Origin of the sequence: Paraburkholderia phenazinium (assembly GCF_900100735.1) — a bacterium.
In the GTDB taxonomy this organism is placed as follows: Bacteria; Pseudomonadota; Gammaproteobacteria; order Burkholderiales; family Burkholderiaceae; genus Paraburkholderia; species Paraburkholderia phenazinia.
Map to the genome: position 1 here is coordinate 92,598 of NZ_FNCJ01000022.1, position 15,803 is coordinate 108,400.

The following is a 15,803-nucleotide window of genomic DNA, read 5'->3' on the forward strand; positions in this document are numbered from 1 at the left end:
TCTAGCCCACATTGGCACCTGAACAGGTCGACTTATCCCATTCAGGTTAATCGAGACAAGAGAGTTCGTTGTACCCCGCTCAGAAAAAACGGGATATACGAAAGCTCCTAATCTCATCGACGTTCCGGAGACTTCCAGGCGGGTTGAATCCCAGTCTATCCATCGCGCAGACGAATTTCACCCTGGCCAAACGGCTAGCCCCCTCACTCCCCCGCCTCCAGCCGCACCGGAAACCGGATGACAAAGCTGGTCCCCTCACCCTCATGCGAGTCGAAGCGGATCTGCCCACCCAGCACCCGCGTCAACTCCCGGACGATCGCAAGCCCGAGGCCCGCGCCGGGAACGTCCTCTTCCGCCGCGCGTTCGAATTCCTTGAAAACCCGCTCGCGATCCGACGGGCCGATCCCCACCCCGGTATCCGATACCCGCAGACGCCAGTGGTCGTCACCGTCCGCCGTCATCGCCAGCTCGACCTGGCCCACCTTGGTGTACTTCGCCGCGTTGGTCAGCAGATTCAGCGCCACCTGCTTCAGCTTGAGCCGGTTCGACACGATCGTGCTCAAAGCGGCGTCGAACGTATGGGTCAAGCGCAAGCCCTTGGCTTCAATAATCGGACCGCACGAGGCCACCAGGTCGTCGAACAGATCGTGCAAGTCAAGCGGCTCGACGGCCAGGTGACTGGTATCGCCAAGCACAACTGAATACTCGACCAGCTCGTCCACCAGCGCCTTCATATCGACCGCCTGGCGGTTGGCGAGCGCCAACGCGGCTTCGACCTTGGCCGGTGCGCGCGACATCAGTTGCAGCGCCATCGAAAACACATTCAGGAAATTGCGCAGATCGTGCACCACACTGCGCGTGATCTGCATGCGCGACTCGTACAGATCGCTGACCAGGCGCTGCTTCAAGGTGAGTTCGTGATTCGCGCGCTCGAGCCGGCCGGTGTAGTCGTCGATTTTCCGGTCGCGTTCGGTGACAACCTCGCGAATCGAGGTCAGCGTGACGAAGCTGACCGCCTCGTCGATGAAATGCCGCGCGCGTTCCTCGTGACGCCGCGTGAAAAACGGCCGCGATTCGCTGAACTGGACAATCTGGCCGGTCAGCATCTGCCGGAACAGATCGAGTTCGCGCACCAGTTCGTCGATCCGGTAGCCCTGCCGCCAGCGCAGCTTGCCATGCTTGCGCGCGTTGCGCTCGATGGCCGGCTCGACCTGATCGAAATCCTGCTCTTCAAGCGCGCTGCAGATTTCCTCGAGAATGGCGGGGATGTGGTCGGACAGTTGCTCGTAGGTCAGCCGGTCGGCTTCGGTTAGCTCGGTGTCTTGGAAAACGGCCCTCATCCACCGCTCGGTCAGGTTGACCTGATCCAGACGAAGGCTCTCGGCGAATGCGCGGAGTGGGCGTACTTGCGAATCGGGCATAGATCAGGGCCTGCCGCCAGGAAGGAGGGTAATAAATGAACACCCGCCGTCCCCGACGAGGCTCGCTCGATCACCTTCCAGCGTATCACGCCAATCCGGACCCTTGCTAACGCCTCGCCAGGCCCGGCGGCGCCAGCCCGGCCTCCGGCGGTCCGAAATCAGGCCCGACCCATACCTCATACGATTAGCCCATCGCCGCCGGACGATGCCAGATGGCGTCATTCCGGGGCTCGATACGATCAGCCGTAGAACCGCCGCACAGCAGCAAAGGGACGGGTATCGTAGTTACATACGCATCACAATCTGATTGGCATGATAAGCACCCAGCGCCTGGGTAAACAGCGACGCGCACAGGTAGCCGTTGCGCGGCTCCCGCACATAATCGACGAACGCCCGGGCGCCAGCCATCTCGCTGTTATCCGCCGAAATCAGCGCGCCAGCGCGCAAGCGCGGCTCCAGCATCTTGAGCACGGGCAGATAGTCCGACTTCGCCCCGTCCAGCAGCACGAAGTCGATGCCATCCGGACAGCCCTCGGCAAGCGTATGGGTGGCGTCCCCGAGACGAATTTCCACCAGATCGTCGAGTCCCGCCTCTGCCAGATTGAGACGCGCCTGGGCAGCCTTGTGCGCTTCGATCTCGGTGCTGATCAGGACGCCACCGCCGTTGTCGCGCAACGCAGCGGCGAGAAACAAGGTCGACAGCCCGAACGAGGTGCCGTATTCGATCAGCGTCCGGGCGCCGATGCTGCGCGCCAGCAGGTAAAGCAGGCCGCCCATCTCAGGCGTCACCGGCATATAGGCCTCGCGCATGGCGCGATAAAATCCCGCATCGGCTTCGCTTTCGAAGCCATCGCGCTGCGCAGCCTGCCGCACGAGCGGATCGACACGTAGCGTCTCGGCGTATAACCTGTCGAGGGTCGCCTTGACCCTGTCCGTTGCAATCGTGGCAATCAAAGGCGACGCGGTCATTTGAGTGGTCACAGTTCACTCCCGTAGTGGATGAAGCTGTGATCGTGTTCCATGTCTGCGCTTCGGGATTGTAAATACGTGACACCGCGCCCTGCCACCGCGCAGCCCTTGAAGAGCTATCACCTGCTGCATGCAGCCGTGACCGGCGCCGCTGAGGCTGACGCGGACGCCGCCGTACTCGCACGCTCGGTGCGCAGCGTCGTGGCCGGGTTTGTCGAGCATGCCGTCTACGCCCAGGCCGCGCAGGCGGCGGCCCGCACCTTGGGGGCTGGGCAAAGGGCGCGGCGCCTGCAGCAAGGTTTCACCTGCGACGCCAACCCTCTCGCAGCGCTGCTGTTCGGCGCCGGCGAGAACGCCGAGTTCGACAGGCGCTGGAACGCCCTCAACCGGCTCGCGAGGCTCGGCGTGCGCACTCACCTGGAAGAAAGCCCCCACGCAAGCGCACCCAGCTTGCGGCGGCAGCCGCAAGCCGCGGCAGCCGATTCGGCATTCAGATCGGAGTTGGTCGAGCAGTGCATCGAGGCGGCGCGTTCGTGCGCCCAACAGCGTCCCGCCAACGCGGACCGCCCCGACCGGCTGTTCGGCCTCGCGCAAGCGCTCGCACTGCCGGGCAGCGCCGCGGCCGATGCGATTGGCATGCTCTACGAAGAACCCGCAACGGAACTGCTCGATGCGGCGGCCCAGCTAGGCTGCGCGCCGCGCACGCTGCAGCGCGATCTGGGCAGGCACGGCCTGACCTTTGGCCTCGTCAAGCAAGCAGTGCGGCTGACGATTGCCGGCTACCGGCTGCGCAACCTGGACGAATCCATCACGGCGACCGCGCAGGCCGCCGGCTTCTTCGATTCTGCCCACCTGAACCACGCGTGGGAGGCCGCCTGCGATATCGCGCCCTCGGTGTATCGGACGCTCGCAGGCCGGCGCTGATCGATCAGATCTGTTCGAACAGGATGTCTTGTGCGCCTTCCCACAGCACCTTGACGCCGAGTTCGCGCAGGCGCTCCTTGCCTTCGACGATCGTCAGGAAGTGATTGCCCGCCAGTTGCCCCATCTTGCTGGCAAAGCAGCACGAGCCATAGGCGAGGATGATCTCGGTTTCGCTGTAGCCGCCAGGATAGAACAGAATATCCCCGACCGACGGGTGGCTCGTATGGTTTTCGAAGCCCACGGCCGTGCCGTCGTTTTCCAGCTTGAACTCGCCGAGCGGCACCCAGCAGCCTTCGCCGCTCCAGCGCACGTGGATCAGCTTCTGGCGATACGGCAGGAGCTTCAGAAAAGCAGCCACCGTCTGCGGTGCATCCGGATGGGTTTCGGCGATAAATTCGTGGCCGCAGGAGGTAATACGAAGTCGGGTCATGGTTGTCTGTCCGCGAAGTCTGGTTGAACGGAATGGTCGGCCGTCCGCTATTCTACTTGCTGCAGGCTCTGCAAACAGTCGCGGGCGAGTTGCTGGTAGATGCGTGTGGCGCCCGCTTTCGCGGCGAAATCCATCAAGTCGCCCGCACTGGCGCGGCCCAGCCTCGTGATATTCAGCCGCGTATGCATAGGACGACACCCTCCATGCTAAATTGGCATGACGCTCGCGCTCGTTGGTTTTTTTCGCTACGTTTCGCCAGTGGCCTAACTTCAAATCCCGTGTGAGGAGTCTGTCGATGAGCAACGAACCCGTCTTTAGAACCGAACATGATTTGCTGGGCGATCGTGACGTTCCTGCCGACGCCTACTACGGCGTTCACACCTTGCGTGCCGTGGAAAATTTTCCAATCACCGGATTGCCAATCTCGGTATACCCTGAGTTGATCAAGGCGCTCGCCTGTATCAAGCAATCTGCTGCGCTCGCGAATCATGAACTCGGCCTGCTCGACGAGGCGCGTTGTAGTGCCATCGTTAAGGCCTGCGCAGAATTGCTCGATGGGAAGCTGCATGAGCAGTTTGTCGTCGATGTGATCCAGGGGGGTGCGGGAACCTCGACCAACATGAACGCCAACGAGGTGATTGCAAACCGTGCTCTTGAGTTGCTGGGGCACAAGAAAGGCGAGTACCAGTACCTGCACCCGAACGAGCAGGTCAACATTGGCCAAAGCACCAACGACGTCTACCCTTCGGCGCTCAAGATCGCCACCTGGTTCGGCATCCTGGGGCTTGTCGATGCCATGGGTGTGTTGCGACGCGCCTTCGAAGCCAAGGCCTTGGAGTTCAAGGACGTTCTGAAGATGGGGCGCACCCAGCTGCAGGATGCGGTGCCCATGACGCTCGGCCAGGAGTTCAGCACCTATGCGGTGATGCTCGGCGAGGACGAGGATCGGTTGCGCGAGGCGGCCCTGCTGATCTGCGAGATCAACATGGGTGCGACCGCAATCGGTACAGGTATTACGGCACACCCCGAGTACGCGCCGCTGGTCTTGAAGCACCTCAGGGAGATCACGGGCATTCAACTGATCACGGCCCCCAACCTCATTGAAGCCACCCAGGACTGTGGCAGCTTCGTCCAGTTATCCGGCGTGCTCAAGCGCGTGGCGGTGAAGCTTTCGAAAACCTGCAACGATTTGCGGCTCCTCTCCAGTGGTCCACGTGCAGGTCTTGGCGAGATCAATCTCCCGCCCATGCAGGCTGGTTCGAGCATCATGCCTGGGAAAGTCAATCCGGTCATCCCGGAAGTCGTGAACCAGATCGCCTTCGAGGTCATCGGCAACGACGTCACCGTGAGTTTCGCGGCCGAGGCCGGGCAGCTTCAATTGAATGCCTTCGAGCCGATCATCGCGCACAGCCTGTTCAAGAGCGTCACGCACCTGCGCAACGGCTGTCTGACGCTTGCCGAACGCTGCGTTAAAGGCATCACGGCCAACGAAGCGCGCTTGCGCGCTTCGGTCGAGAACTCCATCGGCATCGTGACCGCGCTGAATCCGTACATCGGTTACGCCAACGCGACCTCGGTGGCGATGGAGGCCCATGCCTCGGGCGGTAGCGTGTACGACATCGTGCTGCAACGAGGACTGTTGTCCAAGCAGCAGCTTGACGAAATCCTCAAACCTGAGGTGCTGACCCAGCCCACACCGCTGGTTCTTCCGCCCGCGAAGTAGGCGGCCTGATGCTGGCCTCGCTGGTCTACTACGTCTTTAACCGGTACCCCGTCTTGAAGATCCACGCCACGATCGCCAGAAACACCGCCAGAAACAGCGCAGTCATGCCGAGGCTCACGCCGACATTCACATCCGCCAGGCCGTAGAAACTCCAGCGAAAGCCACTCACCAGGTACACGATCGGATTGAACAAGGTCACGACCTTCCAGAACGGCGGCAGCATGTTGACGGCGTAAAAGCTCCCGCCGAGAAACGTCAGCGGCGTAATGATCAAGAGCGGCACGAGTTGCAGCTTCTCGAAGTTGTCCGCCCAGATGCCAATGATGAAACCGAGCAGGCTGAACGTCACCGCCGTGAGCACGAGGAACAGCACCATCCAGAACGGATGCTGCACCTGCAAGGGCACAAACAACCCGGCGGTGGCGAGAATGATCAACCCCAGCAGGATCGATTTGGTCGCAGCCGCGCCGACATAACTCACCACGATCTCAAGATAGGAGACCGGCGCCGACAACAACTCGTAGATCGTCCCCGTGAACCTCGGAAAGTAAATCCCGAACGACGCGTTCGAAATGCTTTGCGACAACAGCGACAGCATGATGAGGCCCGGCACGATGAACGCGCCATAGCTGATGCCGTCCACTTCCTTGATGCGCGAACCGATCGCCGCGCCGAACACGACGAAATACAGCGAGGTGGAAATCACCGGCGCAATGATGCTCTGCATCATCGTGCGCCAGGTTCGCGCCATCTCGAACTTATAGATAGCGCGGATTGCGTAAATGTTCACTGGTCACCTCTTAGCAGGCTAACAAAGATATCTTCAAGCGAACTCTGCGTGGTCTGCAGATCCTTGAAGCGGATACCTGCGTCGTCCAGCGCCTTCAGCAAGGCAATGATGCTGTTGCGATCGCGTTCCGTATCATACGTGTAGATCAGTTCGGTGCCGTCGGCGGAGAGCGCGAGGCGATACTCCGCGAGTGGCTCGGGCACCTGTTCGAGCGGGTTTTCGAGTTGCAGCGTCAATTGCTTCTTGCCGAGCTTGCGCATCAGTTCGGCCTTTTCTTCGACCAGCATGATCTCGCCGCCGTTGATCACGCCGATCCGGTCGGCCATTTCTTCCGCTTCGTCGATATAGTGCGTGGTCAGGATGATCGTCACGCCGCTCGCGCTCAGCGAGCGCACCAGTTGCCACATGTCGCGCCGCAGTTCGACGTCGACACCGGCGGTCGGCTCATCGAGAAACAGCACGCGCGGCTCATGCGAAAGCGCCTTGGCAATCAGCACGCGTCGCTTCATGCCGCCCGAGAGCGTGATGATCTTGTTGTTGCGCTTTTCCCATAACGAGAGATCCCTGAGCACCTTCTCGATATAGGCAGGGTTGGCCGGCTTGCCGAACAGTCCACGGCTAAACGACACCGTGGCCCAGACGGTTTCGAAGGCGTCCGTGGTGAGTTCCTGCGGCACCAGACCGATCAGCGAGCGCGCTGCGCGGTAAGCGGTGCCGATATCGTGACCGTCCACCATGATCGAGCCCTCGCTCGGTCTCACGATGCCGCAAATGGTGCTGATCAGCGTGGTCTTGCCCGCGCCGTTCGGCCCCAGCAGCGCGAAGATCTCGCCGCGGCGAATCGCGAGATTGATATTTTTCAGCGCGTGAAAGCCGGAAGCGTAGGTCTTGGAGAGATTCGTGACGGAGACGATAGGCTGCATGGAGGACACGGGTGCGGACGCAAACGCCGCTTGAGTCGGTTGAATGTGCCGGGCCGCAGCCCGGAGGGATGATCCGGAATCCATCTTGACCCTCGCAATATAATTGAAAGCATCCAGGGGCATGCGCGCGTCGGCTTGCCCCGGCATACGTGGGGCGAGCACGCCTTACGGCGCGTCACATTAACGCTGGGGAATCTCGAACACCAGACAGGTCGTCGTACCGTGCGCGTACAAGGTGCCGTCCGGACCGATCAGACGCGCCTCGGCGGTGGCCAGTTGGCGACCGCAATGAATCACCTTGCCTTCCGCGCGCACCCGTCCCACTCGAGGCGTCAGCCCCTTCACGTAGTTCACGCTGAGTTCAGCCGTGGTGTAACTGCGGCCAGGCGGCATCATGGTGTGTACGGAGCAGCCGAGCGCCGAATCGAGCAGCGTCGCCACCCAACCGCCGTGAACGGTGCCGAGCGGGTTCAGATGCTGCGCAAGCGGCCTGCCCTGAAACATGGCGCGGCCTTCGCTCACTTCCATGAGGGTGAAATCGAGCGTCTTTGCGATTGCCGCATAGGGAATTTCGCCGCGCAGCATGGCCTGCAAAACTTCGAGGCCGGTTTTGCCGGCAACCTGTTCGGGGCTTGCCAATCCCGGGCCCGGGCCTGCTTCCACCCGGCTCAACACCTCCGCCTCCTCAGCCAGCCATGCCTCGATCACTTGTTCCGAACTCAAATGGAATCTCCGATTGTTATTGCCGCCGCACTCATTGACGCCTTCGTTGTCAGCTTCAATGGCTGACCCACGCGGCATAGTTCCGCTCAGCCCTCCGTGCGCGCCATCTTCTGCTCCAAGCCGGCGCGGACTTCCGGCCATTCGGTGTCAATGATACTGAAGCGCACGGAATTCCGCTTAAGACCGTCCGGCATGATGCGTTCGTGGCGCACAATGCCCTCCTGCCTGGCTCCGATGCGCAGGATGGCGGCGCGCGATTTCTCGTTCAGTTCGTCGGTCGTGAATTGCACGCGCACGCAGTCCATCACCTCGAAAGCGTGGCGCAGCAGCAGGAATTTGGCCTCAGTATTGACGCCCGAGCGTTGCACTGAGGCGGAGAGCCAGGTCTGGCCGATCTCGAGCTTGCGGTTGTGGCGGTCGATTTTCCAGAAGCGCGTGCTTCCGACCACGCGCTGGTCCTCGCGCCGGACAATCACAAACGGCATCACAGTGCCGGCGCTGCGGCCGGCCATGGCGCGCTCGATATAGCGCGCCATGGTTTCAGCGGTGGGCACGACCGTGAGGGTCAGATTCCACAATTCGCCGTCGGCGGCCGCGGCAATCAGCGCGTGCTCATGGCTGAGCTGCAACGGCTCGACTACGACGTTGCGGCCGCGGAGGACGGGTTCCAGATTGTTTGCATCGTCAGCCATGCGGCGGTGTCCTCGATCCGGAAGACGCAAATAGGCAAATGATGCCCCGAATCGGCCGCGTGGGTGCGTTTTACAGGGGTACCGCTTAGCTTGCCAGCTTCCTGAACGTTTCCAGCACGGCGTCACCCTTGAACGGCTTGACGATCCAGCCCTTCACGCCCGCCGCCTTGCCGCGTTCCTTCATGGCCGGGCTGCTTTCGGTGGTCAGCATGATCACGTTGACCGTGCTATTGCCGAGTTCGCCGCGAATCTTTTCGACCATCGTCAGGCCGTCCATATTCGGCATGTTGACGTCGCTGATCACCAGCTTGATGCCCGGGCTGCCCTTGAGCTTGGTCAAGCCGTCCTTGCCGTCCACTGCCGTATCGACGTCCAGGCCATTCTTTCTCAGGAAGCCGGCTACCTCGTCACGCACCGTGCTCGAGTCATCCACAACCAGAATTTTCGACATGTCTATTTCCTTTGGCATCAATCAAAATAAATCGAGTTCACCTGCGCCCACGCTGTCGTCGGCGCTCGGCTCGAATTCCTGAAAGTCTTCGGGCGACCAGCTCAAACTAAAGGCGAAACGCTGATGCAGCTTCACTACGCGCCCCGACTGTTCATCGGTCAACCGGTACGTGAAGCACAAATGCGGGCTTTCCGAACCGAACGAAATGTACTTCTGCTTGTGGTTGATCAGGAGCGGCACCTGCACCTGGCTGTGCGACAAGCCATCCGCATCGCCCACATAGCGATTCTTGAACGCCCCCCAGATCATGTTGGTCAGCTCGCCGAGCAGACTGTTCAGATCGCGGAAATCGGCGGGGCCGCCAGAGGCCGCGCCCTCCGAGGTCTCGCGCCGGTTGAGCAGATCGAGAATCGGCTGCTCTTCGGCCTGAATCATCATGTAGCCGCGGCACCACGAGCTTTCCAGCGGGATCAGGCTGAACACTTCGCCGAAGATAATGCGGTCGCGCACAATACACGGTGCATCCGTCGTCACACCCAGGTCGCTGAACAGGCTGGCGAGCACCTCGCTCGTCAGCTCCGCAATGCCGCGCACCAGCGCGTTCGGATACTCGCGGTTAAAAATGTATTCGTCGATCACCGTGCGCAGCGACGCCAGGTCGCTCGCGACATACGCCCCGCACACCACCGCATCGAGCGCCGCCGGCAAACCCTCGCGCGCCGCGCTCGATTCGCGCCGCAGGATGATCGGCAGTTCGGGGCGTGCCGCGTGAATCCTGAGCGCAATCGCCGTACTCTCCTCGACCGACCCGCCGTAGCTTTCGGAGACGAGAATCGCACCCAGGTCGAAATTCGAGCGTAACGCCGAGGCGAGGCGGCTCTTGCTCACCTTCACACCAATCAGGTTGTTCTCGTCGCAGAAATTCCTTATCGCTTCCACGTGCGCCGGACAATCCTCAAGGATGAGTACCTTGCTGACTGGTTTGTTGTCATTCATCTTGCTTCCCTGCTTCTTGCCTGCTTGTTGCCTGGTTGTTGCCTGGTTGTTGCCTGGTTGTTGCCGGTTTCCTGCCTGTTTCAAAACAGCTCGAGTTCACCGCTGGTATCTTCGACTGCGCTCACTTCGGCGACAAAGTCGATCGGCGCATGGGCACATACGCAAATCGTCGCTCCTAACCTGACTGAATCATTGATCGCGACGGCATACGACGCCATAAACTCAGGCTTGAGCGCCTCCATATACGGCATGCAACGCGCGCTCAGCACATAGGGCGTCGACATGCCCAGATCCGGGAAATACTGGAGCAGTTCCTGATTCACCGCTCCACAGCACAAATTGCATATCTCCAGAAACACTTCCAGAAACGGGCGTTCCGACTCTTCCTTGACGAAGTAGCCGTGAGTACGCTCGTCCTCGTCGAAATGAAGAATCAGCAGCAGCCGGAATGCGATGCCGGAAATCGTCAGGATCACCAGGTTGGTATCGGGCAAGCTATGCGCGCCATGCGCACCAGCCGGCACGATCTCGCAGACGTCGCCCGCGTCCATCGTCAGGCGCGATCTGGCCGCCCTGAAAACGATGCGTTCGATACTGTCTTTCGCATGCGCACTAATCACGTCGAGGCCTGCTAGTGGAGCGTTGCTTGAAACTGGTTCGCCAGCGACTCGACGCTGGAAAGCGAGGCGGTAATCATCTTGCCGCCCGCCTGGATGTCCTGGAAGGTCGCCGTAGTAGTCAGGTCGTTGCGGTGCAGGCTATCGCGGTAGCTCTTCGAGAGTTCTTCGGAGCGCGCAGCGAGCGAGCGCACTTCGCTCGCCACCACCGCAAAGCCGCGGCCTGCCGTTCCCGCACGGGCCGCCTCGATCGACGCGTTCAGCGAGACGATCACCACATGGCGGACAATCGACGACAGCTCGCGGTTTTTCGCGTGCATGTCCTGGTTCTGCGTCATCAGCGAGATCATCTGCTCGTGCCAGCGCTCGAACGTGCCGGCCAGGCCCTTGAGGCGTGCCGCCTCGGCCGCTAGCTGCGCGGCCTTATGCGCCAGTTGTTCCTTGCCGTCGAGCGCGGCTTTCAGTTCCGCGCGCACTTCGTCGGTGCTCTCTGCCTGGGTCCTCAGTTCGTCGCGCAATTGCGCAAGCATAGCTTCCAGATCCAGCTTTTGCTGCTCGTGCAGCGCGATCTGCTGACCCTGTTCGGCGCTTGCCTTGTCAAGCGCCTCTGCCTGGCGATCCGCTTCGGAGCGCAGGCGCTGCAGCGTCTTGGCGCTCGCCAATCGATGTGCGGCCAGCGCCACGAGCGCGGTGACGACGCTGCCTGCCAGTGCGGCTACTAGGTACTGTTGAATCACAACCAATCCTTCCGAGTGTCCATCGCAACGATGAGGGGTGAGTGAGCCGCTCAATCAGCCATCGTATCGAGTTGCAGTTCGTCTGCATCGCCACGCGTGCCGATACCGGCGGTGTCCACCGCGAGGGTTTCCGGCAGGCTCACGATGGTCTGGAACTGGCGGAAGTCCGCGCCCTTGTGGTCGTCGGTGAAGCGCAGGGCAATGCTGCCATGCTCACGCTTGAGAAAGTCGCGCACCGCGTCCATGCCGACGCCGCGGCCCGATACTTCGGTTACCTTATCGGCTGTCGAGAAGCCCGGACGGAAGATCATTTCGGCGACTTCCTCGTCACTCAGCGACTGGTCAGCCGTGATCCAGCCCTTCTCTACCGCCATACCGCGAATCCGCTTGAGCGCAAGGCCGCGGCCATCGTCGCTGAGGGTGATCTGCATCGCCCCCGCGTCCACACCGACGTCGATGTTGATTGCACCCGCAGCCGGCTTGCCTTGTGCGGTACGCACATCGGCGGCCTCGAGACCGTGGTCCACGGAATTGCGCAGCAGGTGCATGAAGACGTTCTTCAAGGTGCCGCCCGCTTCACGGCGCAAACGGTAGCCGTTGTCGTCGATATGCACGGCCGGCGTTTCCTTGCCCAACTCATGCGCCAGCGACGGCAGCGACTCGAACACGCCGGACAGCGCTTCGCCCACGCTTTCCGTGCCCAGCAGGCGCAAGGCTTGCCGCACGTTCGCGCGCATCGTCTGCAGCGCGTGCAGATCGTCGGCCTTAGCGGCTTCGAGCAGGCGCAGGCTCTCCTGGATATGCGCGATGTCGACCATCAGGAAACGCTCGGCACTCTCGCGACGGCTCGCACCCTTGCGGCCGAGGCTGACCTCGCTGATCGTCGCGTAGCTTTCCACGGCTGCCCGCACCCGTGCCAGTTCCTGCATCAGGCTGTCCTGATCCCACGCCTCGTGGGCTTCTTCCGAGTGGCGCAACTCGTGATAGCGCTGCTCGGTCTCGTGCACGATGTTGGTCAGGTGCTGCAGGTTGTGGGTCCGCGCGTTACCCTTGATGGTGTGCATGTTGCGGAACAACTCGGCAATCGCTTCGCGGTCGGCTTGCGAATGCTGGCGGATGATGCGCTCGTTCTCGTTGATAAAGCCGGCTGAGCTTTCGATGAAGTGATGGAACTTCTCCTCGCTCACCGCGAGAATTTCGCCAATCATTTCCAGTTGGCGCTTCTGCTCGCCGGCTTCGGCTGCCAGCTTGCGCAGTTCGGTGACGTCGCGCACGCACAGCATCAGGCGCACGATCATGTCGCTATCATCGGTAATCGCCGACCAGTTCAGGTCGAGAATCTTGACGCGGCCATCGGGCATGCGCTTCGAGATTTCGGTGACCAGCAGGTGTTCGTTGAAGGCGAAATTGATCGCGTCTTCGCCGAGGCATGCATAGCTCGCAGCATCGACTTGCGAAAGGATGTCCGCGCCGAGATCGGTGTCCGCGAACACCAGATCCATCAGGCTGCGGCCGGCGATGTCCTTGGTCTCGAAGATCGCTTCCAGATACGCGGAGTACTCCGAGTGGATCACCGCGCCTTCCACCACCGTCAGAATGCCTTGCTGCATGTTCTGCAACATCGCCTGAATGTCGGCCGTCTTCTGCTTGAGCTGCAGCGAGCTTTCCTGGATCTTTTCGATCATGCCGTTGAACGCCACGATCGAGTGGCCGATTTCGTCCATCCGGCCCACCGGCACGCGGCGCGTAAAGTCCTGGCTGGAAGCGATCTCGCTCATCATTTCCTGCATGCGCGTGAGCGGCCGCGTAATCTGGCGATACAGCAGCGAACCGATCGAGGTCAGCAGAATGATGGCGATGCCGGTGACGATGGCAATCGCGGTGGTGGTCGTGGCGAGCGTGCCGTTCAGCGTCGTGATGGCCTCGTCCTTCTCGCGGTTCTTCTCGATGCGCAGCGTCTCGACGATGCCCTCGAGTTCGTCTCGGTACTGGGCCACGTTTGCGAACAGATACGCTTGCGCCAGATCGTTCTTGCCGTCGGCCTTCATCTTGGCCGTGTCGTCGATGGCCGAGAAATAGTTCTCGAGGCTATCGGCTGCCTGCGATACGAGGCCCTTCTGCGCGTGGCTTGCGGCATCGTGCGCCTGCAGTGCCAGCGCCTGCTGCAATGTAGCTTTCTTCTTCTTGAGTTCGTCCTGTGCCTGGGCGACAACGTTGCCGTCAGGCGCATAGACCAGCGTCATGATCGCGAGCTGCACGTCCTTGACCTGGGAGACCAGATCGGCGGAAGCCAATGCGCTAGGCACGACCCCTTCCGTCACCTGCTTGACCTCGGCGGCGCTGTGCCGGGTCTGGTAGACCGCATAGCCGCCAATGGCGGACAGTGCGACGAACATCAGAATTACCAATAGCGTAATGCGATGACGGATAGTCATTTGTGCAAATCCCCGGGATCTAACGTGCGTGTCGTGCTCTTCATGAGAGCCGCCCGACCTTGTGAAGTTGGTCGAATTGTCGAGCGCCACGATTATCGGGGATGGTATGTGACCGATCGATGACTAAAGATAGAGCCCCGATATAAAGGCCTAAGGAATCCGCAACAAATAGTGTCTTATTGTTGCGGATTCCAAATACGCGGCATTTGAATAAAAAATTTCCTAAAGTCTTCTAAATTAATGCCGTTAACGTCCGCCACCTGGACGGACCGCTCGTAGGCGCTCCCCTTTGCAAGCTAGTTGAGCACCTTGAGGCGACGCCATCTCGCGTCCATGTCTTTAAGCAGCGCGATATAGCTAACGGCACGCTCGGTACCGAGGCTCGCACTCGCGGCCTCGTTGGTCTCATTCCATAATCGCTCAAAGCGATTCGCCGCCTCGACTCTCGCGAGCGGCTGGTTCAGCAGAACCACAAATGCAAAGGACAACTCTTCTACGGTTCGATGCATCTGCGAATGCATTGATATCGATTTAGCAAAGTGATTCAAACGGTCCTCAAGCGATAACATACGATTAAATATGCCATCCCATGCAATAGACGGCACCCGCAAAACTGCTCGGCGAATCGCTTGCTCGCCCACCCCGGCGGCACGCGCGCCGCGTCAGATCGAAGACCCTTGCCCGGGTCATGCGTCTGTCATCGACACGCAAAACTCTTCTCGCACAATTGTCAGCAAAGATTGTCACCAGAATATTACGGGCACAATGAGAGCCAGCGGCCGAGATGTGCAAGACGCCATGCTGTCGCATATCGCACTCACCTGGGTGGTCACGTTGACTGTCACGATCCTGCCTTCCGCATGCTTAATTTACGCCCTTGCGAACTCCGATTCCTGACGACCCGCGCGTGCACGCCGCCGGCTCCGCGCCCCCTGCCGCCGCGCCCGCCGGGGCGAAGCGGGTGACCCGGCTCCATGTCCGTCATGCAGCCACCATACTCGCCGTGCTCGGCGTGGCACTGGCCATGGGGGCCCCCTTCATCCTTGGCGTGCATGCGGTGTTTGCGGGCATCCGCAACATCTCGTTGCAGATCTTTGCGGTGCTGGCGGCAAGCGCCGCGTTGAGCGCCGCGGCGAAGGCCGGCAAGCTGCACCTCATGCAAACGGCACTCGGCCTGCGGCTGCGCTTCGTGCGTACCTTCACCATTACCGTCGTCACCGATTTCGCCTTCCTCGTCTCGCCGCTGGGAGCGGCCGGCTATGGCGTGAATATGGGCTTGCTGCAGCGCGCCGGGGCGTCGTGGGCCCTCGCCACGACCGTGGTGGGCGCCGACCAGGCGCTCGACCTGACGTTCTTCGCCATCGCCGTGCCGATCTCGCTGCTGCTCGCGCTCGGCCCCCTCACACAGGTCACACCGAATTTCCCGCTGTCGGCCGTCCTCGGCACGCTGGCGGGCGTTGCGCTCATCGGGTTCGTGCTATGGCTGTGCCGACGGCCGGCGGCCGCCGCACTGGACGCTGCCGGCCGCCGCATTCTGTGGTTGCGGGCCCGGCGCGCGCGCTGGAACAGGTTTCGCCAAAGCGTGGGCCAACAATGGAAGTTGCTGCTCACCGGACCGCGCTGGCGTCTCGCTGCACTGTTGCTGCTGACCACGCTGCAATGGCTGCTGCGTTACAGCGCACTGTGGTTCATTCTGCAGGAACTCGGTTACCGGTTGCCGCTCGGTTTTGTGCTGGCCGTGCAAGCCGTGGTGTTGCACGCTGCGCTCTGGACCGGTGTGCCCGCCGGCGGAGGTGGTGGCGACCTCGCGCTCGCGGCCGCGTTCGCGCCCTGGGTGCCGCGTGCGGCGATGGCGACAGCGCTGGTGCTATGGCGTTTCGCGACGCTCTATTGCCCACTGCTGCTTGGCGCCGCAGGTTTTATCGCGCTTGCATGGCGGCGCCGCGCCGGCTTGCCGATGGCTCAGTAGAGG

Annotated in this window: 17 protein-coding genes; 3 read left to right on the forward strand and 14 right to left on the reverse strand. The window is 61.3% G+C overall.

What is annotated here, in order from left to right; all coding sequences use genetic code 11:
- Positions 1-203: 203 nt before the first annotated feature.
- Together BLQ92_RS33310 and BLQ92_RS33315 are read right to left on the reverse strand one after the other, a co-directional pair.
- Positions 204-1,421 carry a sensor histidine kinase gene (locus BLQ92_RS33310; protein WP_090692942.1) on the reverse strand — a complete coding sequence of 406 codons (1,218 nt, stop codon included), beginning with the start codon at positions 1,419-1,421 and terminating at the stop codon, positions 204-206.
- A 285-nt stretch (positions 1,422-1,706) separates the two neighbouring features.
- Entirely contained in the window at positions 1,707-2,372 is a 666-nt protein-coding gene (locus BLQ92_RS33315; RefSeq protein WP_175772404.1) for an O-methyltransferase, read from the reverse strand.
- Positions 2,373-2,468: 96 nt separating this feature from the next.
- Here BLQ92_RS33315 and BLQ92_RS33320 point away from each other — a divergent pair, with 96 nt between their 5' ends.
- Entirely contained in the window at positions 2,469-3,314 is an 846-nt protein-coding gene (locus BLQ92_RS33320) for a helix-turn-helix domain-containing protein (RefSeq protein ID WP_175772375.1), read from the forward strand.
- Between the two features lie 4 nt (positions 3,315-3,318).
- Here BLQ92_RS33320 and BLQ92_RS33325 read toward each other — a convergent pair whose 3' ends face one another.
- Positions 3,319-3,744, reverse strand: coding sequence for a DUF3830 family protein (locus tag BLQ92_RS33325; RefSeq protein WP_090692953.1), 426 nt, complete (start codon positions 3,742-3,744; stop codon positions 3,319-3,321).
- A 47-nt stretch (positions 3,745-3,791) separates the two neighbouring features.
- Positions 3,792-3,932, reverse strand: a complete 141-nt coding sequence (locus BLQ92_RS40305) for a hypothetical protein (protein WP_175772374.1) — start codon at positions 3,930-3,932, stop codon at positions 3,792-3,794.
- 107 nt (positions 3,933-4,039) lie between these two features.
- On the opposite strand from BLQ92_RS40305, the gene aspA reads away from it, so the two are divergent.
- Positions 4,040-5,467, forward strand: a complete 1,428-nt coding sequence (gene aspA, locus BLQ92_RS33330; RefSeq protein WP_090692955.1) for an aspartate ammonia-lyase — start codon at positions 4,040-4,042, stop codon at positions 5,465-5,467.
- A gap of 28 nt (positions 5,468-5,495) precedes the next feature.
- Here aspA and BLQ92_RS33335 read toward each other — a convergent pair whose 3' ends face one another.
- The 10 genes from BLQ92_RS33335 to BLQ92_RS33380 form a co-directional block, all read right to left on the reverse strand.
- Complete coding sequence (locus BLQ92_RS33335; RefSeq protein WP_090692959.1) at positions 5,496-6,257, reverse strand: ABC transporter permease; 762 nt, start codon at positions 6,255-6,257, stop codon at positions 5,496-5,498.
- Positions 6,254-7,180 (reverse strand): ABC transporter ATP-binding protein, encoded by a 927-nt coding sequence (locus BLQ92_RS33340; RefSeq protein WP_090693115.1) that lies wholly within the window; start codon positions 7,178-7,180, stop codon positions 6,254-6,256. Before BLQ92_RS33340 ends, BLQ92_RS33335 begins: the two co-directional genes overlap by 4 nt.
- 180 nt (positions 7,181-7,360) lie before the next feature.
- Positions 7,361-7,903 (reverse strand): PaaI family thioesterase, encoded by a 543-nt coding sequence (locus tag BLQ92_RS33345; RefSeq protein ID WP_244106219.1) that lies wholly within the window; start codon positions 7,901-7,903, stop codon positions 7,361-7,363.
- Positions 7,904-7,989: 86 nt separating this feature from the next.
- Entirely contained in the window at positions 7,990-8,595 is a 606-nt protein-coding gene (locus BLQ92_RS33350; protein ID WP_090692966.1) for a GNAT family N-acetyltransferase, read from the reverse strand.
- 85 nt (positions 8,596-8,680) lie between these two features.
- Entirely contained in the window at positions 8,681-9,046 is a 366-nt protein-coding gene (locus BLQ92_RS33355; RefSeq protein ID WP_090692970.1) for a response regulator, read from the reverse strand.
- A gap of 21 nt (positions 9,047-9,067) precedes the next feature.
- A complete protein-coding gene (locus BLQ92_RS33360; RefSeq protein ID WP_090692973.1) occupies positions 9,068-10,042 on the reverse strand; it encodes a chemotaxis protein CheX in 975 nt (324 codons plus the stop codon).
- 80 nt (positions 10,043-10,122) lie between these two features.
- Positions 10,123-10,662 (reverse strand): hypothetical protein, encoded by a 540-nt coding sequence (locus tag BLQ92_RS33365; RefSeq protein ID WP_090692977.1) that lies wholly within the window; start codon positions 10,660-10,662, stop codon positions 10,123-10,125.
- An 11-nt stretch (positions 10,663-10,673) separates the two neighbouring features.
- Positions 10,674-11,396 (reverse strand): methyl-accepting chemotaxis protein, encoded by a 723-nt coding sequence (locus BLQ92_RS41195; RefSeq protein WP_090692981.1) that lies wholly within the window; start codon positions 11,394-11,396, stop codon positions 10,674-10,676.
- A gap of 50 nt (positions 11,397-11,446) precedes the next feature.
- Entirely contained in the window at positions 11,447-13,831 is a 2,385-nt protein-coding gene (locus BLQ92_RS33375; RefSeq protein WP_090692984.1) for an ATP-binding protein, read from the reverse strand.
- Between the two features lie 296 nt (positions 13,832-14,127).
- The gene (locus BLQ92_RS33380; protein WP_244106218.1) at positions 14,128-14,340 is read right to left on the reverse strand and encodes a hypothetical protein; all 213 of its coding nucleotides are present in this window, start codon (positions 14,338-14,340) and stop codon (positions 14,128-14,130) included.
- Between the two features lie 452 nt (positions 14,341-14,792).
- Here BLQ92_RS33380 and BLQ92_RS33385 point away from each other — a divergent pair, with 452 nt between their 5' ends.
- Complete coding sequence (locus tag BLQ92_RS33385) at positions 14,793-15,800, forward strand: flippase-like domain-containing protein (RefSeq protein ID WP_218133059.1); 1,008 nt, start codon at positions 14,793-14,795, stop codon at positions 15,798-15,800.
- Positions 15,801-15,803: the final 3 nt, after the last annotated feature.